Below are 25630 nucleotides of genomic sequence, written 5' to 3'. Positions count from 1 at the left end.
CTCAGTCAACCTTGGACAGACCGGTCAGCCACTCGCGGCCCTTGAGCATGCCGTTCCAGTAGAACCACGGCAGCAGCGTCGCCTTGAGAAACCACGCCGAGCGGCGCGGTACGGTCGCATCGAGCGCGAAGGTCGGCAGCAACTTCCCGCCGTAGCCGAACTCGGCGAGGATCACCTTGCCCTTCTCCACCGTCAGCGGGCAGGAACCGTAGCCGTCGTACTTCAGCGGCATAGGCTTTTGCTTGCGCAGCGCCAAGAGGTTTTCCGCGACCACCACAACCTGCTTGCGCACGGCCGCCGCGGTTTTCGCATTGCTGGTGCCGCAGATGTCGCCAATGGCGAACACTTCCGGGTAACGCAGATGCTGCAGGCTGTGCGGGTTCACTTCGCACCAGCCGCCAGCGTCGGCCAACGGGCTCTGAGCGATGAAATCCGGCGAGACCTGCGGCGGCACGACATGCAGCAGATCGAAGCTTTTCGCCTGTGTGGTGACGTTGCCGTCAGCGTCCTTGATCTCGAACCACGCGGTTTTCGCCGGGCCGTCGACCTTGACCAGGTTGGCGTTGAAGGCCAGTTGCGCGTTGTACTTTTCGATGTACTTCATCAGTGGCGGCACGAAGGTCGCGACACCGAACAGCGCCGCGCCGGCCAGGTTGAATTCGACATCAATGTTGTTCAGCACGCCGGTTTTGCGCCAATGATCGCACGACAGGTACAACGCCTTCTGCGGTGCCCCGGCGCATTTGATCGGCATAGCCGGCTGGGTGAACAGTGCTTTACCGCCGCGCAGTTTCTGCACCTGATCCCAGGTGTACTGCGAATGCTGATAGCTGTAATTGGAGGTCACGCCATGCTGGCCGAGGCTTTCCTGCAAGCCTTCGATCTTCTCCCAGGCCAGACGCAGGCCGGGACAGACGATCAGGTTCTGGTAGCTGACGCGGCGTTGATCGTTGAGGGTGAGTTGACGTGAGTCGGGATCGACCGCAGTCACCGCCGCTTGAATCCAGGTGGCCTGACGCGGCATCACCTGGCCCATCGGTCGTGCGGTGTCCTTGACGTCATAGGCGCCACCGCCGACCAGCGTCCAAGCCGGTTGGTAGTAATGCTGGGCGCTTGGCTCGATCACAGTGATTTTCAGAGAGGGATCACGCTTGAGCAGACTGGCGACGAAGCCGATGCCGGCGGTGCCGCCGCCGATGACCACGATATCTGCACTGATGGATGGGCCCCAGTGTTGATCGTTCATTGCTTGTTCCTTATTGCTGCACGCAAGGATTTCTTGGCCTTCACATAAAACCAATGTGGGAGCGGGCTTGCTCGCGAAAACGGTAGATCATTCAACATTAATGTCGACTGATACGACGCCTTCGCGAGCAAGCCCGCTCCCACAGGGGATGGAGGTGTTAGCTGACATTTATGGATGACCCCAGCTCTTGAGCACCGCCCCGCAATACAGCCCGGAGAGGGTCTTCATCACCTGAATCACTTCAGGACTGGCCAAACCGTAAAAGATGTACTTGCCTTCGCGACGAGTCGCCACCAGGCCTTCATCGCGCAGGATGCCCAGTTGCTGGGACAGCGTCGGCTGGCGCACGCCGGTCATTTTTTCCAGCTCGCCGACGTTGCGCTCGCCCTGAGTCAACTGGCAGAGGATCAACAGGCGATCCTCATTGGCCAGCGCCTTGAGCAGCGCACAGGCCTTGGAGGCGGACGCCCGCAATTGGGCGACTTCACATTCGGTCAGACTGGATTGCATTTGCACGATGCCTTCAACGTCACTTAAGCTGCGAACATTATGTTTTTAGATAAAGTGTTGCAACCCATTTCCCTTGTTCAGGTTCGTGTCCATGCCCGCGCAGATTGAAGCTTTCCTCGACCCCGCCTCCTCGACCTACAGCTATGTGGTCTATGAAGCCGATGGCGGGCAGTGTGCAATCGTCGATCCGGTACTCGATTACGACGGCGCCGCCGGGCGCACCTGCACGGTACAGGCCGACAAAATCATCGCTTTCGTCCGTGAACACCGCTTGCAGGTGCAATGGCTGCTGGAAACCCACGCCCACGCCGACCACCTGTCCGCCGCGCCGTACCTGCGCCGCGAACTGGGCGGCAAAATCGCGATCGGCCAGTCGATCAGCAAAGTGCAGAACGTGTTCAAGGCGCTATTCAATCTGGAACCGGAATTCTGCGTCGACGGCTCGCAGTTCGATCACCTGTTCGCGCCGAACGAGTCGTTCATGATCGGCAACCTCAAGGCCACCGCCCTGCACGTCCCCGGCCACACCCCGGCGGACATGGCCTACCTGATCGATGGCGAACAGATTCTGGTCGGCGACACGCTGTTCATGCCTGACGTCGGCACCGCCCGCTGCGACTTCCCCGGCGGCAACGCGCATCAACTGTTCAACTCGATCCACAAACTGCTGGCCTTCCCCGCCAGCGTCAAACTCTACGTCTGCCACGACTACCCGCCCGAAGGCCGCACCGCGCAATGCCAGACCAGCGTCGGTGAGCAGCGCAGGAGCAATACTCATGTGCATGACGGGATCGATGAGGCGGCGTTTGTCGAGATGCGTACCAAACGCGATGCCGGGCTAGGCATGCCGACACTGTTGCTGCCGGCGATTCAGGTGAATGTACGGGCGGGGAATTTTCCGGCGGCCGAGGATAACGGTGTGGTTTATCTGAAGGTGCCGATCAACAAGCTTTAAAGCAAAAGATCGCAGCCTGCGGCAGCTCCTACAGGAGTATCACTTATGCGTGCCCGGTGTAGGAGCTGCCGCAGGCTGCGATCTTTTGATCTTCAAGACCCCAAGGTCAACCCATTCGCCGGCAACGGCAGTGCCGTCTTGTAACGCACCTGCTTCAAGGCAAAACTCGACCGGATGTTCGCCACCCCCGGCACCTTGGTCAGAAAGTCCATCATGAACCGCTCCAGCGACTGAATGGTCGGCACCAGCACCCGGATCAGATAGTCCGGGTCGCCGGCCATCAGGTAGCACTCCATCACCTCGGGGCGGTCGGAGATCGCTTCTTCGAAATGCTGCAACGCTTCCTCGACCTGTTTCTCCAGGCTGACGTGAATGAACACGTTCACGTGCAGGCCCAGCAGATCGGCATCCAGCAGCGTCACCTGCTCGCGAATCAGGCCTAATTCTTCCATCGCCTTGACCCGGTTGAAACACGGTGTCGGCGACAGGTTCACCGAGCGCGCGAGGTCGGCGTTGGTGATGCGCGCGTTCTCCTGAAGGCTGTTGAGAATGCCGATGTCGGTACGGTCCAGTTTGCGCATGAGACAAAACCACCTGTTTTTTATGTTTATGCAGATTTTCTATCTGCAAATCGTCTCCAGCGCAACGAAACAGAGAGAAATATTCTTCTTGGCCGGGCCTATGATTGTTGTAGGACAAGATTTCTTTCACCCAAGAATGATTGCCAGCTCACTACAAGAAATTCACAAGATCGAGCGTAGAAGCCATGACCCAAGCGTATGAACCGCTGCGTCTGCACGTCCCTGAACCCTCGGGCCGCCCAGGCTGCAAAACCGATTTCTCCTACCTGCATCTGACCGATGCCGGCACGGTGCGCAAACCTTCCATTGATGTAGAACCCGCCGACACCGCCGACCTGGCGCGTGGGCTGATTCGTGTGCTCGACGATCAGGGCAACGCCCTCGGCCCCTGGGCTGAAAACGTGCCGGTCGAGATCCTGCGCAAGGGCATGCGCGCCATGCTCAAGACGCGGATTTACGACAACCGCATGGTGGTCGCCCAGCGGCAGAAAAAAATGTCGTTCTACATGCAAAGCCTTGGCGAGGAAGCCATCGGCAGCGCCCAGGCCCTGGCCTTGAACATCGACGACATGTGCTTCCCGACCTACCGTCAGCAAAGCATTCTGATGGCCCGCGAAGTGCCGCTGGTCGACCTGATCTGCCAACTGCTGTCCAACGAGCGTGATCCGCTCAAGGGCCGGCAGTTGCCGATCATGTACTCGGTCAAGGACGCCGGTTTCTTCACCATCTCCGGCAACCTCGCGACCCAATTCATTCAGGCCGTCGGCTGGGGCATGGCTTCGGCGATCAAAGGCGATACCAAAATCGCCTCGGCGTGGATCGGTGACGGCGCCACCGCCGAATCGGACTTCCACACCGCCCTCACCTTCGCTCACGTTTACCGCGCGCCAGTGATCCTCAACGTGGTCAACAACCAGTGGGCGATCTCGACCTTCCAGGCCATCGCCGGCGGTGAAGCCACCACTTTCGCCGGACGCGGCGTCGGTTGCGGCATCGCCTCGCTGCGGGTCGACGGCAACGACTTTTACGCGGTCTACGCCGCTTCCGCCTGGGCTGCCGAGCGCGCCCGACGCAACCTCGGTCCGACCATGATCGAATGGGTCACCTACCGCGCCGGCCCGCACTCGACCTCCGACGATCCGTCGAAATACCGTCCTGCCGATGACTGGAGCCACTTCCCGCTGGGCGACCCGATTGCCCGCCTGAAGCAGCACCTGATCAAGGTCGGCCACTGGTCGGAAGAAGAGCACGCCGCCGTCAGCGCCGAACTCGAAGCCGAAGTGATTGCCGCGCAGAAACAGGCCGAACAGTACGGCACCCTCGCCGGCGGGCAGATTCCAAGCGCCGCAACCATGTTCGAAGACGTCTACAAAGAGATGCCGGAGCACTTAAAGCGCCAGCGTCAGCAGTTGGGGATCTGACATGAACGATCACAACAACAATATTCAGTTGGAAACCGCCATGACCACGACCACCATGACCATGATCCAGGCCCTGCGCTCGGCCATGGATGTGATGCTTGCGCGTGACGACAATGTGGTGGTGTTCGGTCAGGACGTCGGCTACTTCGGCGGCGTGTTCCGTTGCACCGAAGGCCTGCAGACCAAGTACGGCACCTCGCGGGTGTTCGACGCGCCAATCTCCGAAAGCGGCATCGTCGGTGTTGCCGTGGGCATGGGCGCTTACGGCCTGCGGCCGGTGGCCGAGATTCAGTTCGCCGACTACGTCTACCCGGCTTCCGACCAGATCATCTCCGAAGCGGCGCGTCTGCGTTATCGCTCGGCCGGCGAGTTCACCGCGCCGATGACCCTGCGCATGCCCTGTGGCGGCGGGATCTACGGCGGCCAGACCCACAGCCAGAGCATTGAGGCGATGTTCACTCAGGTCTGCGGTCTGCGCACCGTCATGCCATCCAATCCGTATGACGCCAAAGGCCTGCTGATCGCCTCCATCGAAAACGATGACCCGGTGATCTTCCTTGAGCCGAAACGCCTTTACAACGGCCCGTTCGACGGCCACCACGACCGTCCGGTAACCCCGTGGTCGAAACACCCGCAGGCCCAGGTGCCGGACGGGTACTACACCGTGCCGCTGGACGTTGCCGCAATCACCCGTCCGGGCAAGGACGTGACCGTGCTGACCTACGGCACCACCGTGTACGTCTCGCAAGTTGCCGCTGAAGAAAGTGGCGTTGACGCCGAAGTCATCGACCTGCGCAGCCTGTGGCCGCTGGACCTGGAAACCATCGTCAAGTCGGTGAAGAAAACCGGTCGCTGCGTGGTGGTCCACGAAGCCACCCGCACCTGCGGTTTCGGCGCCGAACTGGTGTCGCTGGTGCAAGAGCATTGCTTCCATCACCTGGAAGCGCCAATCGAACGCGTCACCGGTTGGGACACCCCCTACCCGCACGCGCAAGAGTGGGCGTATTTCCCAGGGCCGTCCCGAGTGGGCGCGGCGTTGAAACGGGTCATGGAGGTCTGAATGGGCACGCACGTTATCAAGATGCCGGACATCGGCGAAGGCATCGCAGAAGTAGAACTGTCGCAGTGGCACGTCAAGGTCGGCGACCTGGTGGTTGAAGATCAGGTGCTGGCGGATGTGATGACCGACAAGGCGATGGTCGATATTCCATCGCCGGTACACGGCAAGGTGATTGCGCTCGGCGGTCAGCCGGGTGAAGTGATGGCGGTCGGCAGTGTGCTGATCAGCATCGAAGTAGAAGGTGCCGGCAACTTGAAAGAGTCCGCCGCGCCAGCACCTGTTGCCGCGAAAGAGCCCCCTGTTGCAGCGAAAGTTGAAGCGGTAGTCGAGAGCAAACCTGCTGCCGCTGCTGCACCGCGTTCCGCACCGGTTTGCCAGGGCCCGATGGTTGCCCGTGAAGCCGATGAACGTCCGCTGGCCTCGCCGGCCGTGCGCAAACATGCGCTGGATCTGGGCATTCAATTGCGTCTGGTACGCGGCACCGGCCCGGCCGGTCGCGTGCTGCACGAAGACCTCGACGCTTATCTGGCCCAGGGTCAGTCAAACGCTTCGGCGCCGGCAACTGCCGCGTACGCCCAGCGTCACGATGAGGAGCAGATTCCGGTAATCGGCATGCGCCGCAAGATCGCCCAGCGCATGCAGGACGCCACGCAGCGTGCCGCGCATTTCAGCTACGTCGAGGAAATCGACGTCACCGCGATTGAAGAACTGCGCGCGCACCTCAATGAAAAACACGGCGCCAGCCGTGGCAAGTTGACCCTGCTGCCGTTCCTCGTCCGCGCACTGGTCGTAGCCCTGCGCGACTTCCCGCAGATGAACGCCCGTTACGACGACGAAGCCCAGGTCATCACCCGCCTCGGCGCGGTGCATGTCGGCGTCGCCACACAAAGCGACGTTGGCCTGATGGTACCGGTGGTGCGTCACGCCGAAGCTCGCAGCCTGTGGGACAGCGCCGCAGAAATCTCGCGTCTGGCTAACGCCGCACGCAATGGCAAGGCCAGCCGCGACGAACTGTCCGGCTCGACCATCACCCTGACCAGCCTCGGAGCGCTGGGCGGCATCGTCAGCACGCCGGTGCTGAACCTGCCGGAAGTGGCGATCGTCGGCGTGAACAAAATCGTTGAACGCCCGATGGTCGTCAAAGGCCAGGTGGTGATCCGCAAGATGATGAACCTCTCCAGCTCCTTCGATCACCGCGTGGTCGACGGCATGGACGCGGCGCTCTTCATCCAGGCCATCCGTGGCCTGCTCGAACAACCCGCGACCCTGTTTGTGGAGTGATGCCATGCAAACCTTGAACACCACGCTGCTGATCATCGGCGGTGGTCCCGGCGGTTACGTCACGGCAATACGCGCCGGACAACTGGGCATTTCGACGATTCTGGTCGAAGGCCAATCGCTGGGCGGCACTTGCCTGAACATCGGCTGCATTCCATCGAAAGCGTTGATTCACGTGGCCGAGCAGTTCCACCAGACCCGCCATCACAGCGAACATTCGGCGCTGGGGATCAGCGTCTCGGCACCAACCCTCGACATCAGCAAGAGCGTCGAGTGGAAGGACGGCATCGTTGATCGCCTGACCACCGGCGTCGCCGCGTTGCTGAAAAAGAACAAGGTTCAGGTGATCCATGGCTGGGCCAAGGTCGTCGATGGCAAAACCGTCGAGGTCGGCGACACGCGCATCCAGTGCGAGCATCTGGTGCTGGCCACCGGTTCGACCAGCGTCAACCTGCCGATCCTGCCGATCGGCGGGCCGATCATCTCCTCCACCGAAGCACTGGCGCCGAAGTCCGTGCCAAAACGCCTGGTGGTGGTGGGCGGCGGTTATATCGGTCTGGAGCTGGGCATTGCTTACCGCAAGCTCGGCGCCGAGGTCAGTGTGGTCGAGGCGCAGGATCGTATCCTGCCGGCCTACGACGCCGAACTGACCCAACCGGTACACGAAGCACTGAAGCAACTGGGCGTGAAGCTCTATCTCAAGCACAGCGTGCTGGGTTTCGACGGTACCTTGCAGGTGCGTGAGCCGAACGGCGACACCCTGAATCTGGAAACCGATCAGGTGCTGGTGGCGGTGGGTCGCAAGCCGAACACTCAAGGCTGGAACCTCGAAGCGCTGAACCTGGACATGAACGGCTCGGCGATCAAGATCGACAGCCGCTGCCAGACCAGCATGCGCAACGTCTACGCCATCGGCGACCTGAGCGGCGAACCGATGCTCGCGCACCGCGCCATGGCTCAGGGCGAAATGGTCGCCGAGCTGATCAGCGGCAAGCACCGCGAATTCAACCCGACCGCCATCGCCGCGGTGTGCTTTACCGACCCGGAACTGGTGGTGGTCGGCCAGACCCCGGACGAGGCCAAGGCTGCGGGGCTGGACTGCATCGTTTCCAGCTTCCCATTCGCTGCCAACGGCCGGGCGATGACCCTGGAATCGAAAAGCGGCTTCGTGCGCGTGGTCGCGCGTCGCGACAATCATGTGATTGTCGGCTGGCAGGCGGTCGGGGTTGGCGTATCGGAGTTGTCGACCGCGTTCGCGCAAAGCCTGGAAATGGGCGCGCGTCTGGAAGACATCGGCGGCACCATTCATGCGCATCCAACCTTGGGTGAAGCGGTGCAGGAAGCAGCGCTGCGTGCTTTGGGGCATGCGTTGCACCTGTAAACGCTGAACCCCTGTGGCGAGGGAGCTTGCTCCCGCTGGGCTGCGAAGCGGCCCCAAACCCAGCCACCCCTGTGCACCTGAAGCACCGCGGTGTCCGGTTTTACCAGTGCTGCGCACTGGAGCGGGAGCAAGCTCCCTCGCCACAAAAGAGGTGAAACATGCAGGAATGAAGGGGGTTTAGTAAGCAAGCTACTATTTTTGCCATCCCTCCATCGTCCGGGCTGCGAAACCGCTCAAGAATGAAGTATTGTTGTGCCCATCCAAAAAAACGTCAGAAGCCTTGAACCGTTTCGACGGTTGTTCAGTGATAGAGGGTGTCATGGGTAACGAAAGCATCAATTGGGACAAGCTGGGTTTTGACTACATCAAGACCGACAAACGCTATCTGTCGTACTTTCGCAATGGCGAATGGGACAAAGGCACCCTGACCGAAGACAACGTGCTGCACATCAGCGAAGGCTCGACTGCCCTTCACTATGGCCAGCAGTGCTTCGAAGGTCTGAAGGCTTATCGTTGCAAGGACGGCTCGATCAACCTGTTCCGTCCCGACCAGAACGCCGCTCGCATGCAACGCAGCTGCGCTCGCCTGCTGATGCCGCACGTGTCGACCGAGCAGTTCATCGAAGCGTGCAAGGAAGTGGTTCGCGCCAACGAGCGCTTCATCCCGCCATACGGCACCGGCGGCGCGCTGTACCTGCGTCCGTTCGTGATCGGTGTGGGTGACAACATCGGTGTGCGTACCGCGCCGGAGTTCATCTTCTCGGTGTTCGCGATCCCGGTCGGCGCCTACTTCAAGGGCGGCCTGACGCCGCACAATTTCCAGATTTCCAGCTTCGACCGCGCCGCCCCACAAGGCACCGGTGCGGCCAAGGTCGGTGGCAACTACGCCGCCAGCCTGATGCCGGGCTCCCAGGCCAAGAAAGCGCACTTCGCTGACGCCATCTACCTGGATCCGCTGACCCACAAGAAGATCGAGGAAGTCGGTTCCGCCAACTTCTTCGGGATCACCCACGACAACAAGTTCATTACTCCGAACTCGCCATCCGTGCTGCCGGGCATCACTCGCCTGTCGCTGATCGAACTGGCGAAAACCCGTCTGGGTCTGGAAGTGGTGGAAGGCGACGTGCTGATCGACAAGCTGTCGGACTTCAAGGAAGCCGGTGCTTGCGGTACCGCTGCGGTGATCACGCCGATCGGCGGGATCAGCTACAACGACCACCTGCACGTGTTCCACAGCGAAACCGAAGTCGGCCCGGTCACCCAGAAGCTCTACAAAGAGCTGACTGGCGTGCAGACCGGCGACATCGAAGCGCCTGCGGGCTGGATCGTCAAGGTTTGATCTGACGGCCGCTGACGCACAAAAGCCCCCATCGAGTGATCGATGGGGGCTTTTTCGTTGTGATAAAGATCAAAAGATCGCAGCCTTCGGCAGCTCCTACAGATGGAATGCGATACCCATGTAGGAGCTGCCGAAGGCTCGGGCCGCGTTCGGACGATCTTTTGATTTTCTATTTCAACGCAATTCGCTTGCCGGCTCGCGCGGCAATCCCGCTGGCCTGTCCGTTCTGCTGCTTGCCCGTGCGCGCCTGGGTAATCAGCCCGGGAATCAACTCCCCTTCCGGCAGATTCTTCCAGAAACGCACCGGCAAGTGCCCCTGCATGACTTTCTCGTTCAAGCGCGCCGGGTTGAAGATGTGGCTGTAGTACGTCAGCCACAACTCGCCGTGCGGGTCATCAATGTTCTGCGCCAGTTGCTGCCATTCCACCGGGCATTGGCGCTGATGGATCAGTCGCTCGCCATCGTAATAAACCCCGTCACGCGGCGTGGCGATCAACCAGCGGTGGCGGCCCATGCGTCCGATGAAATGCTCGCTGGCACTGTGCAGGATGTCGTGGGCCGGTTCGTGCCACGCCACATATTGCGGGCCTGGCTGATCCTGCGGGCGTTCGATGAAACGCACGAACGCATGCAAATGGTGGGCTTCGCGCTGCACCTGCTTGATCCGCCGCTGCAACTCGCTGCCGAGCTTGTCGCCAGCCATCATCGCCGTGCGATCACCATGGCTGACTCGCCACAGCACTTCATACAACAGACTCCAGCGCTGGTCGCCCCGGTAGCGTGCAGCTTGTTCCAGGGTGTCGAGCAATGCACGGGGGATGCGTGCCTGAAACGGCCCCTGCCCCTCCGGGACATGTACGTCACTGGCAAACAGATCGCTCACACCTTCCGACGCCCAACTCACCAGACACGGGTCGACTTCATGGCTGAGCAGCCAGCGCGCCTGCTGGCGCCAAGTGTCGAACAGGTCGTCGCAATCGAGATTGATCATCCCCACAACCCCATCTGCTGTGGCTGCGGCCGGTCGCGCAATTGCTGGTAGAGCATCTGGCTGGTGACTTCGGCCTGTTGTGGGTGGTAATCGCTGGTGATGATGAACGGCTTGGCTTTGGCCAACACACAGCGCATGCGCGCCACGTCTTCATAGCGGATACACCGTTGCTGGCGCAATTGCACCAAACGCTCGGTGGTGCGCAGGCCGATGCCGGGAATGCGCGCGATCAGCGCCGGTTCGGCGCGATTCAGATCCAGCGGAAACACTTCGCGATTCTGCAGCGCCCAGGCCAGCTTCGGATCGATATCCAGCGCCAGATTACCCGGGCCTTTGAGCAGCTCATCGGCGCTGTAGCCGTAACTGCGCAAGAGGAAGTCGGCCTGATACAAACGGTGCTCGCGCATCAGCGGTGGCGCGGCCAATGGCACGCTTTTCGGGCTGTCGGGAATCGGGCTGAATGCCGAATAGTAGACCCGGCGCAGGCGGAAATTGCCGTACAAGGCCTGGGCGCCATGCAGGATCGTGCTGTCGTCGGTGTCATCGGCGCCGACGATCATCTGCGTGCTCTGCCCGGCCGGGGCGAACTTCGCCGAGCGCGGCTCGTTGAGCACGGTCTGCTCGCCGGTGTAGATGGTGTGCATCGCCTGCTTGATCGAGCCGATGTGTTTCTCCGGGGCCAGGGTTTGCAGGCTGGCATCGGTGGGCAGTTCGATATTGACGCTGAGGCGATCGGCGTAGCGCCCGGCCTCCTCGATCAATGCCGGATCGGCCTCGGGAATGGTCTTGAGGTGAATGTAGCCGCGAAATTCATGCTCTTCGCGCAGCAGCTTCGCCACACGCACCAGTTGCTCCATGGTGTAGTCCGCCGAGCGGATGATCCCGGAGCTGAGAAACAGTCCGCTGACGCAGTTGCGTCGGTAGAAATCCAGGGTCAACGTCACCACTTCCTCGGGGGTGAAGCGTGCACGCGGTACATCGCTGGAGCGGCGGTTGACGCAATACTGGCAGTCGTAGAGACAGAAGTTGGTCAGGAGAATTTTCAGCAACGATACGCAACGGCCGTCCGGCGTATAGCTGTGGCAGATGCCCATGCCGTCCGTCGAGCCCAACCCGCTCTTGCCCTCGGAGCTGCGCTTGGGCGCACCGCTGCTGGCGCAGGAGGCGTCGTACTTGGCGGCGTCGGCGAGAATGCTGAGCTTGTCGATGAGTTGCATGGCGAAGACTCGATACTGGTTATGCGTACAGTATCGAGTCTATTGGATTGGCACAAGGTGCAAATACAGGATCCTACAAAGGTGCACGGTTACCTGTAGGAGCTGCCGCAGGCTGCGATCTTTTGCTCTGCGCGTCTAATGGCAACTCAAGACCAAATCGCATGCCCATTTCCTTTCGCCCCGCCACAGTCAGTGCCAGCGCCCGACTGTCCAGATCCTGCGTCACCCACTTGCGCTTCAACGCCATTTGCAACAGCGCCGCCCCCAGCGAACCGCCCAGATGCGGCCGGCGCATGCTCCAGTCCAGGCACGGGCAAGCAAACTTGCGGCGCAAGGTGCTCAAGTCCTGCACCTCAACCCCCAAGCTCGCAAACAACGCCTCGCCACTGTCGCTCAAGCGATAAGCCCGCCCGTCGGTTTCCACCAGCCACCCCGCCTCAAGCATACGGTCGTGCAACAACACCGCGAGCGTACCGGCCATGTGGTCGTAGCAGGTACGAGCGAATTGCAGGCGATCCGGGGTGTGCGGTTTGAAGATCGGCGCGGCGTTCTGGCCGATCACCATCAACGCTTCCAGCGCCTGGGCCACGCGCTGATCGGCGAGGCTGTAATAGCGATGGCGGCCCTGCACATGCAAGCGCACCAGTGCCAGATCCTTGAGCTTGGCCAGGTGCGCACTGGCGGTGGAGGCGCTGACCTCGGCGACGGCGGCCAATTCCGTGCTGGTGCGGGCGTGGCCGTCCATCAGCGAGCAGAGGATTTTCGTGCGTGCCGGTTCGGCAATAGCGGCGGCTACTTGCGAGACGCCGATGTCTTGATGTTCTGCGTGCATATTTCGCTCCCCGACGAATCGTCGTCGCTGCGAACTGAAGATACTCGCATCACTTTCCCGACGACAAGGCTGTGAACCATGGACCCGATCATCGCTGCGACGCATGCCGATCCCTATCCCTACTACGCCAAACTGCGCGCCGAGGGCGGACTGACCTTTGATCACGGATTGAAACTGTGGGTCGCCAGCAGCGCCCGCGCGGTGAGCGCAGTGCTGACGCATGCCGACTGTCGGGTGCGACCGCTGCAGGAACCGGTGCCCAAGGCGATTGCCTCGGGGATGGCCGGCAAGGTGTTCGGGCAGTTGATGCGGATGAACGATGGCGAACGTCAGCGCTGCCCACGCTCTGCGGTGGAACCGGCGCTGCAGTTGATCGATGACAACCTGGTACGCACGCTGGTGGCGGCGCGATTGATGACGGCGGACGCCGATGGCTTATATAAGGCGATGTTTCGCGGCCCGGTGTGCGTGGTCGCGGCGCTGCTCGGCTTCACCCCGGCGCAGGGCCGGGCGATCAGTGAGCTGACCGCGGACTTCGTCGCTTGCCTGTCGCCGCTGAGCAATGACCTGCAACTGGCGGCGGCGCATGCGGCGGCGGAGCAATTGCACGGCTATTTCATCGAGTTGCTGGCCGAAGCCGATAGCGAGTTGCTCAAGGCTATCGAGCAGCGATTTGCAGGAGACGAAGAAACCCTGATCGCCAACCTGATCGGTCTCTGTTCGCAGACGTTTGAAGCGACTGCCGGGTTGATCGGCAATGCGCTGATTGCGCTGCGACGTCAGCCCGAATTGCGCGATGCCGCAATGGACGTGTTGCTGGCCGAGGTTCAGCGCTTTGATCCGCCGGTGCAGAACACTCGGCGCTTTGTCGCGCAGACTTGTGAGATCGATGGTGTGCGGCTTGAGGCCGGCGAAGTGATTCTGTTGCTGCTGGCCTCGGCCAACCGCGATCCCTCGTTAAATGAGGAGCCTGAGCGATTTGTGCTGGATCGGCCGACTTGGCGCAGTTTCAGCTTTGGCAGCGGGCGGCATCAGTGTCCGGGGCAGACGCTGGCGTTGAGCATTGCCGCTGCGACTGTCAGAGAAATCCTTGATCAGGGTGTGAATCTGCAACAACTGACGTGGCATTACCGCCCATCCCTCAATGGGCGGATTCCACTGTTCAGCGCGGTGCAGCCTTAAGCGTTGCGCAGCTCGATGGTCAGGTGCGACAGCTCATGCACCGGCGCCAGCCGTTCGCGAATAGCCTCCGCCGTCACGCCCGCCGCCGCGACCACACTGACAATCGCCGCCCGCGCCTGCGGGCCGACCTGCCAGACATGCAGATCGCTGATGCGCACATCGTCCGAGGTTTCCAGCAGCTCGCGGATCTCCGCTGCCACCGGCTCGTCGGTGGTGTCGAGCAGCACCGCGGCGCTGTCGCGCATCAGGTTGCAGGCCCATTTCGCGATGACAATCGAGCCGACAATACCCATCGCCGGATCCAGCCACACCCAACCGAGGTAGCGCCCGGCCAGCAACGCGGCAATCGCCAGTACCGAGGTCAGGGCATCGGCCAGTACATGGACGTAGGCCGAGCGCAGGTTGTTGTCGTGATGGTGGTGATGATCGTGGCCGTGGTCATGCTGATGGCCGTGGTCATGGCCATGATGGCCCATCAGCAGGAAGGCGCTGAGGACGTTTACGCCCAACCCGACAATCGCGATCACGGTTGCTTCGCCAAACGCCACAGTGGTCGGTTCGAACAATCGAAAAATCGATTCGCCGGCAATGCCCAGCGACACCAGCCCCAGCACCATCGCCGAGGCAAAACCGGCCAGATCACCGACCTTGCCGGTGCCGAAACTGTAGCGACGGTTGTTGGCGTTGCGCCGGGCGAAACCATACGCGGCGGCGGCGATGCCCAACGCGCCGGCATGCGTTGCCATGTGAAAACCGTCGGCCAGCAGGGCCATGGAGCCAGTGAGGTAACCGGCGGCGATCTCGCCGATCATCATCACAAACGTCAGCGCCACCACCCACAAGGTGCGGCGGGCGTTTTCATCGTGGGACGCGCCGAGAAACTGGTGATCGTGGCTGAAACGGTCAGCGCTTGGGGTCAGGCTCATGATGCTGGTGCTCTATTTGGAATAACGGCGGATGGCTTGCAGCAGATCTTCGGCGCCCTGGGCACGCTGTTCGTCAGTGAGGTCGGGATGCGCCACATGTTCACGGGTGTGGGCCTCGATGAACTGCTCCATCAAACCGTTGACCGCCCCACGAATTGCCGCCACCAGGTGCAAGGTCTTGGCGCAATCGGCATCGCCCTCCAGCGCTTTTTCAACGGCCTGCACCTGCCCGGCAATGCGCCGCACGCGGTTAAGCAGCTCGTCTTTATGTTCATGAATGTGCGACATACCTATACCCCCTACCCCTATATGGCGTGCATGTTCGCCGATGGCTTGGGCAATCGCAAGTTCGGTGAGCATTCAAAGGATGAACGGGAAGCTGAAGGCGACCTCAATCCCTTTATAGCAGCGAGCCTGCTCCCATGATTGTCCGGTGGTGCGCTCGAGTTCAGCGTCCAACACAAATCCCCCGGTGGGAGCGGGCTTGCTCGCGAAGGCGGTGTGTCTGCTAACAAAGATGCCGGATGTGCCGGCCTCTTCGCGAGCAAGCCCGCTCCCACAATTGTCCGGTGGAGTGCTCAGGTTCATCGCCCATCACAAATCCCCTGAGGGAGCCAGCCTGCTGGCGATGGCGGACTGAAAAACGCAGCATCATTTCAGCATCATCCAAGAGGCTACATCGCCTTGCGCCTTTGCCTACAACTACGCCAGAATCCGCCGGCTTGTGCGGTTTGGGGGGCATCGGTAACTTGGTTCGCGTCACTGAATGGTCAGTGATCGGGTTTAGTCGCTCGGTTGTCTCACATTTCGTAAAGCATCCATACATTCAGGCCGCTCGTACGCCTGAACTCAATGGTGGCTGTGCGCAGGGCGCCTTCGGGCGCGCCGGAAATTGTGAGACCACCGGTCGACTAACCTGCGCATAGCTGCCTCTCTCTTCGTTTAGTCGCGATGGTGGGCAGCCTCTATATAAAGGTCTCGCAAATGTTCAAAGTCACACCAAATCCGCCAGAAGCGGACGCAATACCGGACCCGGAATCAACATCCCCCTACTCCGACCCCAATTCCAGAAAACTCCACGAAGCCGCCGAACGCGCCCTCGATCACTACCTGAAACCGCAAGCCCCGCCCGAGCGCAAACCCAGCCACATGTTCGTCGTCGCCCCGAACATGGACAACGAAGAACTGCTGGCCCACGCCTGCGAATCCATGGCCTCGGCCAGCATCATGCTCAGCGACTTCGCCAGCCTGCTCGACACGCCCTACCGCAACACCGTGCTCGGCATCCAGCAAGTAGTCATGCTCGGCGAACTCGCCGTCAGCCGCGCCCTCGACAACCTCGAGCCCCCGATCAGCAATTGAAAAAGCGTCCCTGTGGCGTGGGAGCTTGCTCCCGCTCGACTGCACAGCAGTCGAAAATCCGGATCCGAACCGGATCGATGGGGCTTGGGGTCGCTTCGCAACCCAGCGGGAGCAAGCTCCCTCGCCACAAGGAAAACGACGCAAAGGAGAATTTCACATGGCCAATAAACCAGATGCCCATGTCGTCGCCGCATTAGTCGCCATGGGCCTCAACGAACGGGATCGGCACTGGGCTCAGAACGCATGCCTGGTGTTGTTTGAAAGCGAGCAGGAAACAATTGTGGCCTCGGCCGTGAACGCTCTAGGGAAACTTGATGGGCTTGAAATGGAGGCTGTGCTGCCAGCGCTACAGCGGGTGAAACGCCGATTTCCGTCACTTGCAAAGACAGTGGCTGAGATGCTAGACGCGATGGCAATTGCAGCCTGAGTGATCGCGAAGACGCCCTTTCTGCTATCGAATATCCGAAGGTCAAACCCGAGAAAACAGGCTAACCCATGAAGAGTTACTCACCCGACGCCAAGTGCCTTTTCAAGCGTCTGCTCGCCTGACTGATGCGCACACTTACTCAGTCAAGTCTCAACGATTTACTTAACGGGTGAATAAGTTAATTAAGCGTAAGCGTCCGGGGAAGGCACATTGCGAAGCGCTAAGCTGTAATCCTTTAGGATTGAGATCTCAGCATGGAATGCCACGTTCGCCCCGCCACGAGCAGAGATGCAGCAGCGATAAGCCGCGTAGTTATCACCACCCTGCGGGAGTCAAATTCACAGGACTATCCGCCTGATGTGATCGCTCAGGTTGAGCAGAGCTTTTATCCTGAAGCCATCACCACACAGCTTACGAAGCGTAAGGTCTTCGTAGCCTTATTGGGCGAAAACATTATCGGTACTGCCGGTCTCGACGGTGATGTCGTCAGAAGTGTTTTCGTTGACCCAGCTCACCAAAAAAGGGGTATCGGGCGGTACTTGATGGATTTCATTCATACAACTGCTGCCAGCGCAGGTATTGGAACTGTACGTGTGCCATCGTCGATTACAGCTGAAAGATTTTATACCGCGTTGGGTTATCAGAAAATCCGCGACGAGTTTCATGGGGCGGAGCGCACCATCGTTATGGAGAAACGGCTGTAGGATTAGCCCAAACTATTTACCCAGTTCTATCCGGCGATCGAGTTATGCAACAAGCAAGGCAAACGCCTTGGCGAGTTCAACCACGTAACTGGGGAACAGATCGATCCCGCAGCCCCCAAAGATCGACCCAAAACAAGGCGAAGGATATTTATGTTTTTTATGGATTAGCGGTTTTCTAAAAGGTGACGTCGAGGATGACGCCTTAAAATATGAGCTGCAGTCAAACCTCAATTCGAGCCTAAGGTTTTGGCTGTCCTAGGCTGGAAGAACTTTGACGAAAGTCCGGATGGCGAATGGCTGCTTACAGAATCCCAAATTCAACAAATTGCCAAAGAACTGAACGAACAGCGACCGACGGAACTTGACCTGTTAATTGGCGTAAGGGGGTAACGTTGACAATGAGCCTCATCTATCAAGACCCATCACTCAGCCATGATGAAGCCATAAGACATCTTGCCAGCGACCTGGACGAGAAAGTCATTTCCGCGCTGGTGTCTATCGGTCTGAATGAAACCGACAGAGCCTGGGCTCAAGACACCTGCCTGAAATATCTCACCCACAAAACCGAAGCGATTGTGGCGTCTGCGGTCACCGCTCTCGGTCATATCGCTCGCCGCCATGGCGAAATGAATACTGAAACCGTCCTGCCCGCGCTCGAAACCGTTCAGAGGAAGTTCCCTGCTCTGAAGGGCATCATTGAGGACACGCTTGACGATATCGACACATTCACCTGACCCGTCAAACGAACACTCAAACTACAGAGATTGGGATGAGGGTCCCCGCCCCTCATCCGGACAGCTTCGACACTTGTTCCTCTCAATCCTCCCGCGTCAAAACCTCCAACAACTCAATCTCGAACACCAGATTCGAATGTGGCGGAATCTTGCCCATCGTCCGCTCGCCATAGCCCAGATGCGCCGGCACCAGCAGTTTGCGCTTGCCGCCCACTTGCATCCCCATCAGTCCCTGATCCCAACCCTTGATCACCCGGCCCGTTCCAATCACGCACTGAAAAGGTTTGCCACGGCTGTGGGAAGAGTCGAACTCGCTGCCGTCTTCCAGCCAGCCGGTGTAGTGGGTGGTGATGAGCGCGCCTTTGACGGCAGCCTTGCCCTCGCCCACCTGGAGATCGATTACCTGCAGTTCATCATTCATGACATTCACTCTATTGTTCAACTGGTCGCCGTTTTCCCAGAAATATCGGCTGTTCGCAACTCATTGACGAAAATTGGCGCTGTATCCGAAGTGACTGACAACCCATTAAGATAGCCAACCGCCATTACTTCACGGATCGATTCTTCATGCTGGCAGTTCCCGAATGACTTACCTCTGGATCAGCCTTGCCCTTGGCGTTGTCATGATTGGATTGATCGTCGTCTTGATCTGGCGAGCGCGCGGTTTGCGCAAGCAACTGGACGAATACCGCGAGCTGCTGACCCGCGCCGCCGAACGCCAGAACATCCACCAGGACGGTGACGCCGAGCGTTTCAAACGCAGCCAATATTTCGCGCGGATCGGCACCTGGGACTGGGAAGTCGACACCGATCGGCTGTACTGGTCAGACGCGATCTACGGCATGTTCGGGTTCAAGATCGGCGAGATCACGCCGTCTTATGCGCTGTTCTGCTCCTGCGTACACCCGGACGACCGCGTCAGAGTGCGCGACGGTGAATTGCGTTGCCTGGAGACCGGTGAAAACCACGATGAGGAATACCGCGTGGTCTGGCCCGACGGCACGATTCGCTGGCTGCGCGAGACTGGTAATGTGGTGCGCAACGACCACGACGCCGTCATCAAAATGATGGGCGTGGTGCGCGACATTACCGAGGAGAAAGCCTCGGCGAGTTACCTCCAGCACCTCGCCCACTTCGACCCGTTGACCGGACTGCCCAATCGTCTGGTGCTCGAAGAGCGTTTATCCGAAGCACTGGAACAGGCGCGCCGCAGCCTGACCCGGGTGGCACTGGTGTTTATCGATCTCAACGGTTTCAAGGCGATCAACGACCACTACGGTCATGCCGCCGGCGACCGCGTGCTGATCACCACTGCGACTCGTCTGAAACGCATCCTGCGCGCCACCGACACCGTCGCGCGGATTGGCGGCGACGAATTCGTGGTGATTCTGCAAGGCCTGGCCCCGAGCCTCAACCTGCAGGACGAAGCCCGCAGCATCTGTCAGAAAATTTTCATCGAACTGTCCCCACCGATCAGCATCGGCAACGACCAGCGCCATGTCGGTACCAGCCTTGGGGTCGCGGTGTTTCCGGACCATGCGCCAACCATGGATCGGCTGCTGCACATTGCCGATCTGGCGATGTATGAGGCCAAGCGCAGTGGGAATAATCAGTATCGGTTGGGGAGCGAGAGCCCTGCACGGATGCATGCGCAGGGCCTTTGAGTCCGGGGATTAACGCTCGACAGGCTGCATCTCAACGATGGTGCCGTTGGTGATCATGACCATCACGTACTTGTCGTTGATCTGCACCCACTGCGCCTGATCGACCGGGGCTTTCAAGCCTTTCTGTTTCCAGTTTTTCAATGCTTTGTCGCTGCGCTGATAAATGTCTGGTGCCCGGTCGTTGACCTTCAACTCGCGGTCGCTGGTCGGCGACTGGACAGCCTGTTCGCTTGAGGTTTGCGCCGCTTGAACAAGTGGGCTGATCCCGGCAATGCCGGCAACGAGGGCCAGACTGGCGATTAGGGTTTTGCTGTTCATCGGTGAACCTCCTTCAGATGGGTTTTGCCTGTACTCCGACTGCTGAGTCAGGGAATCATTCCTTGTTTTTTTGCCTGGGCTGGTTGGGGGATTGTAGTTAGTAGACAGCCGCCTTCGCGAGCAAGCGCACTCCCAAAGGATCCGGGCTCAACAGCGCGCTTTTGCGCTAACATGCCGCGCAAAATCCCGCCGAGTGAATAAGGACATCACCGTGAACACCTATCTTGTCGTCAATCTGGTTTTGCTTGGACTCTGCGCTTTCTACTGCATGTACTTGTTCAACTCGCTGGTTGCCCGACGCAATGAAATCAAAAATGCCTTCGCTCAGGTTGAAGTCCAGCTAAAGCGCCGCTACGACCTGATCCCCAATCTGGTGGCCATTGCCAAAGGCTACCTTGCCCATGAGCAGGAAACCCTCGAGGCCGTGATTGCTGCGCGCAATGCCGCAGTGGCCGGGCTTGAAGCCGCAAAGGCGCAACCGGGCAGTGCAAAAAATATCGAACAGCTAGGCCTGGTCGACAGCAAATTCTGCAACGCGGTGGAGCGACTGACTCTGACGATGGAGGCATATCCCGAACTCAAGTCTTCGCAAAACATGCAGCAACTCAGCGAAGAATTAAGCAGCACTGAAAACAGAGTCAGTTTTGCGCGTCAGGCCTACAACGATGCGGTGTTGAACTACAACACGCTCAAGCAGAGTTTTCCGGCGCTGCTGCTGGCCCCCAGCTTCGGCCACGGCAGCGACGCGGCGCCGCTGAAATTCGCTGACACGCTGGCGATCAAGGTTGCCCCGAAAATCTCCTTCTGATCCTCTCAGTCCACGGATGGCTTCATGAATTTCTTTGAACAACAACGCCGGGCGCGCCACCAGACTGCCTTGCTCATCGTGCTGATGATCATCGCAGTGCTCTGCCTGATCGCTCTTACCAGCATGCCGTTTATCATTGGCGTGTTTGATGGCCAGCATGACAGCGAGGCCAAGTCCAAAGCCCTGCACACCACAGGTGTAGTCGCCATGATCGTTTCCGGCATCGTATTGCTCGGCAGTCTGTTCAAGTTTTTTCAACTGTTGGGCGGCGGCAAGGTGATCGCGGAAAAGCTTGGCGGGCGTCCGATCAACGACAACATGCGCACACCGGATGAGCGCCAACTGATGAACGTGGTCGAGGAAATGGCGCTGGCCTCCGGCGTCACCGTGCCAGCGGTGTATCTGCTACCCGACGAAACCATCAATGCGTTCGCGGCGGGTTTCAACCCCAAGGATGCGGTGATCGGTGTCACCCAAGGCGCTATGTCACTGCTGACGCGCGAGGAGCTGCAAGGGGTGATCGCTCATGAGTTCAGCCATATTTACAACGGCGACATGTTGCTCAACACCCGATTGGTGGCAACTGTGCACGGAATTCTGGTGGTAGGTCTGACCGGTGCTTATTTACTATTTGGCCTGACCAAGTCGAAGAAAAGTAAGAAGAAAGATGACGAGTATTTTTGGCTTTTGGTGGGCATGAGCATGGGCGTGGTGTTGTGCGTGGCCGGTTTTATCGGCAGCTTCTTTGCCAACGTGATCAAGGCTGCCGTGAGTCGACAACGCGAATTCCTCGCTGACGCCAGCGCTGTGCAATTCACCCGCAACCCGCAAGGCATTACCGGCGCTCTGAAAAAGATCGGCAGCCAGGGGTCTACCCTGAGTTCGCCACGGGCCAAGGAGTTCAGCCATCTGTATTTCAGCGCCGGCTCGAAAACATTCTTCAAGAGCCTGTTCGCTACGCATCCTGACCTGAGTGAACGCATACGGCGGATTGATCCGCAGTGGGACGGCCAATTTACTGAGCCGCCCGCGCAGTAACCGCCAGCACGCCTGAACACGATGCGACAGGCGCACCCGACATCTTCCGGACTTTACGATGAATTTCTTCCAGCAACAGCGCCAGGCCAAGCGCCGCTCGGTGCTGCTCGTTATTTTGATGGGCCTCGCTGTACTCAGTCTGATCCTCATGTCGTGCTTGCTGATGACGCTGCCGGTTTCCGACGGCGACGGCAATACGGTCATGGACCTTGAGTTAAGCTGGGAAATGTTCACCGCCGTTTCGGTGGTGGTGACAAGCATTGTGCTGGTCGGCGGCCTGGTCAAATACGCCGAATTATCGGCCGGCGGCAAAGTGGTCGCACGTCGGCTGGGTGGACGTCTGATCAATCACAGCGCGCAAACTCTGGAAGAGCAGCGCCTGGTCAATGTGGTAGAGGAAATGGCCCTCGCGTCCGGCACCGTCGTGCCTTCGGTATACCTGTTGCCGGACTTGGCTATCAATGCATTTGCCGCAGGTTTCACTCCGCAAGACGCGGTCATTGGCGTGACGCAGGGCGCGATCAACCTACTGTCGCGCGATGAGCTGCAAGGTGTGATCGCCCACGAGTTCAGTCACATCTACAACGGGGACATGCGTTTGAACACGCGCCTGGTAGCAGTTGTCCACGGCATCCTGGTGATCGGCCTGACTGGCAGCTTCATTTTGCGCGGCATGGATGATGTGCGTCGCTCCCCAGTCAATCGCACTCAACCGGCCATCCTCACCGTGATGTTTGGCACCGTGCTGTGCATCGTCGGGTATGGCGGAACCGTATTCGGCAATCTCATTAAGGCGGCAGTCAGCCGGCAGCGCGAATTCCTTGCCGATGCAACGGCGGTGCAGTACACCCGCGATCCACAAAGCATTGCCGGTGCACTGAAGAAGATCGGCGGCTACGCGTTGGGCGCGAAGATCAACGCGGCGCGCGCCGCCGAGTTCAGCCATCTGTATTTCGGTTCGGGCACTTCAAGCTTTGACTTGATGTCCAGTCATCCGGATCTGAGCGAGCGTATTCGTCGCATCGATGCCAGTTGGGATGGCACGTTCGTGAAAATTGCCGCGCCGCCGCAGGACTCAATGGTGGCCAGAGCCGTGCTGCCGGTACCGGATGCCTTCAGCGGCGTGCCGGACACAGCGATGTCTGTGGTGTACGACATGAACGCCGTGCAGGCATCCGTGGCCGCTATCGGTGCGCCACGCGCCGAACATCTGATCGAAGCGCGCCGGGTGCTGAAGCATATTCCACAAAAGCTCAAACTTGCGGCACGCAGTACCGATAGCGCTCAAGCGCTGGTCTACGGCCTATTGTTATCGCGCTCCGACTCGCTGCGGGCGCTGCAATTATCTCTGCTGGAGTCGAGCCTCGACCGCACGCTGTTCAACACCCTCAATGCCATGCGCGAGCAGCTGTCACTACTCAATCCGGGCCTGCGCCTGCCGTTGCTGGATCTGCTGATTCCCAGCCTGAAGCGCCTTGGCAAGAAACCTTTCGCGACGATGAAGCAGAACATGAACCTGCTGATTGACGCCGATAACGAAACCGAGCTGCTGGAGTGGACACTGCTGCGCATCGTCGAACGCAATGTCGAGGGCGCGCCAGCGGTTCAGTTCAAGTTCGGTTTGTTCCAGTGCGCCGAACAACTGCTGGTGCTGCTGAATGCGATGGCGCGCGCCGGTCAGCAGAATCAGCAAGTGGCGTTGCAGGCGCTGTACTTTGCCTGGGAGGGATTGCCGTTCGAGCGACCGTCGGAATTACCGGTCGAACTTGAGGATCTGCAAGGGCTCGAAGCCGCAATCAAACGCCTGCGCCACTTAATGCCAGAAGAACGGCCTGCCCTGCTCAATGCCATGACCCGCTGTGTGATGCATGACGGGGTGATCACTGTGGCGGAAGCCGAGTTGTTTCGTGCGGTGGCGGATCTGCTCGACTGCCCGCTGCCACCCTTTCTGATCACAGAGTCCGACACGGGAACGAGCATGAATGAGAGTGCAAGCTAAACGGCCGGCACTTCCAGCATTCTCTTTATCTGACACAACGCTTTCGCGAGCAAGCTCGCTCCCACAGGGGCAGTTGGTGGTTACAAGGTTTTCAGTCAACCTGGAAACTTGTGGGAGCGGGCTTGCTCGCGAAGAGGTCGGCACATTCACTGCTTCATCGCCTGAGCCAGAGCCATCGCGAGCAGGCTCACTCCTACAGATTAGGCTGTGTTCCAAAGGATTGATCCGCTCTGCACATCAATCCATGCCAACAATGCAATTAACATCCTGTAACACCTGCGCGACCATCCGCCGCAATAACAACCGTGCGCCGCTTCCACGTCGCGCACGTCATAAAAGCGGTGGAGTTCTTTCTATGACAGCCTCAATCCCACACGGCGGCTCGCGGGCCGGCGCCATTTTCCGGGTGACCTCGGGCAACTTCCTCGAACAGTTCGACTTCTTTCTGTTCGGCTTCTACGCCACGCAGATTGCGGCGGTGTTCTTCCCGGCGAGCAGTGAGTTCGCTTCCCTGATGATGACCTTTGCCGTATTCGGCGCAGGCTTTCTGATGCGTCCGCTGGGGGCGATTGTGCTCGGCGCGTACATCGATGATGTCGGTCGGCGCAAAGGTCTGATCGTCACCCTGTCGATCATGGCCAGCGGTACGATCCTGATCGTGCTGGTGCCCGGATACGAAACCATTGGTCTGTTCGCGCCCGCGCTGGTGTTGATCGGACGGCTGTTGCAAGGCTTCTCCGCCGGTGCGGAATTGGGCGGTGTTTCGGTGTACTTGTCGGAAATCGCCACCCCTGGCCGCAAGGGCTTTTTCACGGCTTGGCAGTCGGCCAGTCAGCAAGTGGCGATCATTGTCGCTGCGGCGTTGGGCTATGCGCTGAACGCGTGGATGGCACCGGATGTGATTGCCGATTGGGGCTGGCGCATTCCGTTTTTCGTCGGCTGCATGATCGTGCCGTTCATCTTCCTGCTGCGCCGCAACCTGGCGGAAACCGAAGAGTTCGCCGCGCGCAAACACCGTCCGAGCATGAAAGAAGTGTTCCGCACCCTCGGCCAGAACTGGGTGGTGGTGCTCGGCGGCATGCTGATGGTCGCGCTGACCACCACCGCGTTCTACCTGATCACCGTGTACGCGCCGACCTTCGGTAAAACCGTGCTGCACCTGAGTACTTCCGATGCGCTGCTGGTGACCTTGCTGGTGGGCGTTTCGAACTTCTTCTGGCTGCCGATTGGCGGCATGTTGTCCGACCGTATCGGCCGGCGTCCGGTGTTGATCGCCATGTCGCTGCTGGCCCTGGCCACGACTTATCCGGCGCTGTCGTACCTGGTGCAAGCACCGAGCTTCAGCCACATGTTGCTGTCGCTGTTGTGGCTGTCGTTCATCTACGGCATGTACAACGGCGCGATGATTCCGGCGCTGACCGAGATCATGCCGGTGGAGGTGCGGGTGGCCGGTTTTTCCTTGGCTTACAGCCTGGCGACCGCAATTTTCGGTGGCTTCACTCCGGCGATGTCGACCTTCCTGATCCAGTACACCGGCGACAAGGCGGCGCCGGGTTACTGGATGAGCGTCGGTGCGCTGTGCGCGTTGTGCGCCACGCTGTACCTCTATCGCCGCGCAGGCGGCCGTTTGCAACCGGTTGCCGCATAAGGAGCAATC

General features: G+C 59.7%; 27 protein-coding genes. 17 read left to right on the top strand and 10 right to left on the bottom strand.

What is annotated here, in order from left to right; genetic code table 11:
- Position 1 precedes the first annotated feature (1 nt).
- Complete coding sequence (locus AC27VU_RS20790; RefSeq protein ID WP_488724826.1) at positions 2-1246, bottom strand: NAD(P)/FAD-dependent oxidoreductase; 1245 nt, start codon at positions 1244-1246, stop codon at positions 2-4.
- A gap of 168 nt (positions 1247-1414) precedes the next feature.
- Positions 1415-1756 (bottom strand): ArsR/SmtB family transcription factor, encoded by a 342-nt coding sequence (locus tag AC27VU_RS20785; protein WP_003224002.1) that lies wholly within the window; start codon positions 1754-1756, stop codon positions 1415-1417.
- A 91-nt stretch (positions 1757-1847) separates the two neighbouring features.
- Between AC27VU_RS20785 and AC27VU_RS20780 the strand changes: the two genes are divergently transcribed.
- Positions 1848-2711 carry an MBL fold metallo-hydrolase gene (locus tag AC27VU_RS20780; RefSeq protein ID WP_488724825.1) on the top strand — a complete coding sequence of 288 codons (864 nt, stop codon included), beginning with the start codon at positions 1848-1850 and terminating at the stop codon, positions 2709-2711.
- Positions 2712-2803: 92 nt separating this feature from the next.
- Here the strand turns inward: AC27VU_RS20780 and bkdR are convergent, their stop codons facing one another.
- Entirely contained in the window at positions 2804-3292 is a 489-nt protein-coding gene (gene bkdR / locus AC27VU_RS20775; protein WP_016985245.1) for a Bkd operon transcriptional regulator BkdR, read from the bottom strand.
- Between the two features lie 185 nt (positions 3293-3477).
- Between bkdR and AC27VU_RS20770 the strand changes: the two genes are divergently transcribed.
- The 5 genes from AC27VU_RS20770 (at position 3478) to AC27VU_RS20750 (ending at position 9771) form a co-directional block, all read left to right on the top strand.
- Complete coding sequence (locus AC27VU_RS20770; protein ID WP_003224001.1) at positions 3478-4713, top strand: 3-methyl-2-oxobutanoate dehydrogenase (2-methylpropanoyl-transferring) subunit alpha; 1236 nt, start codon at positions 3478-3480, stop codon at positions 4711-4713.
- A gap of 1 nt (position 4714) precedes the next feature.
- Positions 4715-5773 carry an alpha-ketoacid dehydrogenase subunit beta gene (locus tag AC27VU_RS20765; protein ID WP_488724824.1) on the top strand — a complete coding sequence of 353 codons (1059 nt, stop codon included), beginning with the start codon at positions 4715-4717 and terminating at the stop codon, positions 5771-5773.
- Positions 5774-7054 carry a dihydrolipoamide acetyltransferase family protein gene (locus AC27VU_RS20760; RefSeq protein ID WP_003223999.1) on the top strand — a complete coding sequence of 427 codons (1281 nt, stop codon included), beginning with the start codon at positions 5774-5776 and terminating at the stop codon, positions 7052-7054.
- A gap of 4 nt (positions 7055-7058) precedes the next feature.
- On the top strand, positions 7059-8432 hold the full coding sequence (gene lpdA, locus AC27VU_RS20755) for a dihydrolipoyl dehydrogenase (protein ID WP_400506980.1): 1374 nt from the start codon (positions 7059-7061) through the stop codon (positions 8430-8432).
- Positions 8433-8751: 319 nt separating this feature from the next.
- Entirely contained in the window at positions 8752-9771 is a 1020-nt protein-coding gene (locus tag AC27VU_RS20750; protein WP_003223996.1) for a branched-chain amino acid aminotransferase, read from the top strand.
- 169 nt (positions 9772-9940) lie between these two features.
- Here AC27VU_RS20750 and AC27VU_RS20745 read toward each other — a convergent pair whose 3' ends face one another.
- The 3 genes from AC27VU_RS20745 to AC27VU_RS20735 form a co-directional block, all read right to left on the bottom strand.
- Entirely contained in the window at positions 9941-10762 is an 822-nt protein-coding gene (locus AC27VU_RS20745; protein WP_488724823.1) for a TIGR03915 family putative DNA repair protein, read from the bottom strand.
- Positions 10759-11979, bottom strand: coding sequence for a putative DNA modification/repair radical SAM protein (locus AC27VU_RS20740; RefSeq protein ID WP_488724822.1), 1221 nt, complete (start codon positions 11977-11979; stop codon positions 10759-10761). The genes AC27VU_RS20745 and AC27VU_RS20740 overlap by 4 nt, the downstream gene beginning before the upstream one ends.
- A 73-nt stretch (positions 11980-12052) precedes the next feature.
- Positions 12053-12811, bottom strand: a complete 759-nt coding sequence (locus AC27VU_RS20735; protein WP_488724821.1) for an ArsR/SmtB family transcription factor — start codon at positions 12809-12811, stop codon at positions 12053-12055.
- Positions 12812-12889: 78 nt separating this feature from the next.
- On the opposite strand from AC27VU_RS20735, the gene AC27VU_RS20730 reads away from it, so the two are divergent.
- The gene (locus AC27VU_RS20730; protein ID WP_488724820.1) at positions 12890-13993 is read left to right on the top strand and encodes a cytochrome P450; all 1104 of its coding nucleotides are present in this window, start codon (positions 12890-12892) and stop codon (positions 13991-13993) included.
- Here AC27VU_RS20730 and dmeF read toward each other — a convergent pair.
- Both dmeF and AC27VU_RS20720 read right to left on the bottom strand, forming a co-directional pair.
- On the bottom strand, positions 13990-14919 hold the full coding sequence (gene dmeF, locus AC27VU_RS20725; RefSeq protein WP_488724819.1) for a CDF family Co(II)/Ni(II) efflux transporter DmeF: 930 nt from the start codon (positions 14917-14919) through the stop codon (positions 13990-13992). The two genes, AC27VU_RS20730 and dmeF, sit on opposite strands and share 4 nt — an antisense overlap.
- A gap of 12 nt (positions 14920-14931) precedes the next feature.
- Entirely contained in the window at positions 14932-15207 is a 276-nt protein-coding gene (locus AC27VU_RS20720) for a metal/formaldehyde-sensitive transcriptional repressor (RefSeq protein WP_003223990.1), read from the bottom strand.
- Positions 15208-15903: 696 nt separating this feature from the next.
- Between AC27VU_RS20720 and AC27VU_RS20715 the strand changes: the two genes are divergently transcribed.
- The 5 genes from AC27VU_RS20715 (at position 15904) to AC27VU_RS20695 (ending at position 18146) form a co-directional block, all read left to right on the top strand.
- On the top strand, positions 15904-16281 hold the full coding sequence (locus AC27VU_RS20715) for a DUF6124 family protein (protein WP_488724818.1): 378 nt from the start codon (positions 15904-15906) through the stop codon (positions 16279-16281).
- Between the two features lie 157 nt (positions 16282-16438).
- A complete protein-coding gene (locus tag AC27VU_RS20710; RefSeq protein ID WP_488724817.1) occupies positions 16439-16708 on the top strand; it encodes a hypothetical protein in 270 nt (89 codons plus the stop codon).
- Positions 16709-16962: 254 nt separating this feature from the next.
- Complete coding sequence (locus AC27VU_RS20705; protein ID WP_003223986.1) at positions 16963-17412, top strand: GNAT family N-acetyltransferase; 450 nt, start codon at positions 16963-16965, stop codon at positions 17410-17412.
- Positions 17413-17658: 246 nt separating this feature from the next.
- The gene (locus tag AC27VU_RS20700; RefSeq protein ID WP_342216051.1) at positions 17659-17802 is read left to right on the top strand and encodes a pyocin S6 family toxin immunity protein; all 144 of its coding nucleotides are present in this window, start codon (positions 17659-17661) and stop codon (positions 17800-17802) included.
- A gap of 8 nt (positions 17803-17810) precedes the next feature.
- Positions 17811-18146, top strand: a complete 336-nt coding sequence (locus AC27VU_RS20695; RefSeq protein WP_045122737.1) for a hypothetical protein — start codon at positions 17811-17813, stop codon at positions 18144-18146.
- Positions 18147-18228: 82 nt separating this feature from the next.
- Here the strand turns inward: AC27VU_RS20695 and AC27VU_RS20690 are convergent, their stop codons facing one another.
- A complete protein-coding gene (locus AC27VU_RS20690; protein ID WP_003223982.1) occupies positions 18229-18567 on the bottom strand; it encodes an FKBP-type peptidyl-prolyl cis-trans isomerase in 339 nt (112 codons plus the stop codon).
- A 163-nt stretch (positions 18568-18730) separates the two neighbouring features.
- Here AC27VU_RS20690 and AC27VU_RS20685 point away from each other — a divergent pair, with 163 nt between their 5' ends.
- Positions 18731-19810 (top strand): diguanylate cyclase domain-containing protein, encoded by a 1080-nt coding sequence (locus AC27VU_RS20685; RefSeq protein WP_488724816.1) that lies wholly within the window; start codon positions 18731-18733, stop codon positions 19808-19810.
- Between the two features lie 9 nt (positions 19811-19819).
- Here AC27VU_RS20685 and AC27VU_RS20680 read toward each other — a convergent pair whose 3' ends face one another.
- Positions 19820-20128, bottom strand: a complete 309-nt coding sequence (locus AC27VU_RS20680; RefSeq protein WP_003223974.1) for an RcnB family protein — start codon at positions 20126-20128, stop codon at positions 19820-19822.
- 211 nt (positions 20129-20339) lie between these two features.
- Between AC27VU_RS20680 and AC27VU_RS20675 the strand changes: the two genes are divergently transcribed.
- The 4 genes from AC27VU_RS20675 to AC27VU_RS20660 all read left to right on the top strand — a co-directional run bounded on the left by AC27VU_RS20675 (position 20340) and on the right by AC27VU_RS20660 (position 25621).
- Positions 20340-20936, top strand: a complete 597-nt coding sequence (locus AC27VU_RS20675; protein ID WP_410017541.1) for a LemA family protein — start codon at positions 20340-20342, stop codon at positions 20934-20936.
- Positions 20937-20960: 24 nt separating this feature from the next.
- Complete coding sequence (locus AC27VU_RS20670; RefSeq protein WP_488724815.1) at positions 20961-21974, top strand: M48 family metallopeptidase; 1014 nt, start codon at positions 20961-20963, stop codon at positions 21972-21974.
- Positions 21975-22032: 58 nt separating this feature from the next.
- A complete protein-coding gene (locus tag AC27VU_RS20665) occupies positions 22033-23973 on the top strand; it encodes a M48 family metallopeptidase (RefSeq protein WP_488724814.1) in 1941 nt (646 codons plus the stop codon).
- A gap of 355 nt (positions 23974-24328) precedes the next feature.
- A complete protein-coding gene (locus AC27VU_RS20660) occupies positions 24329-25621 on the top strand; it encodes an MFS transporter (RefSeq protein WP_488724813.1) in 1293 nt (430 codons plus the stop codon).
- The last annotated feature ends 9 nt before the right edge of the window (positions 25622-25630 follow it).

The sequence above is a fragment of the Pseudomonas sp. 14P5.3.2 genome, from assembly GCF_057799175.1.
This window is presented reverse-complemented; position numbering and strand designations above follow the sequence as displayed.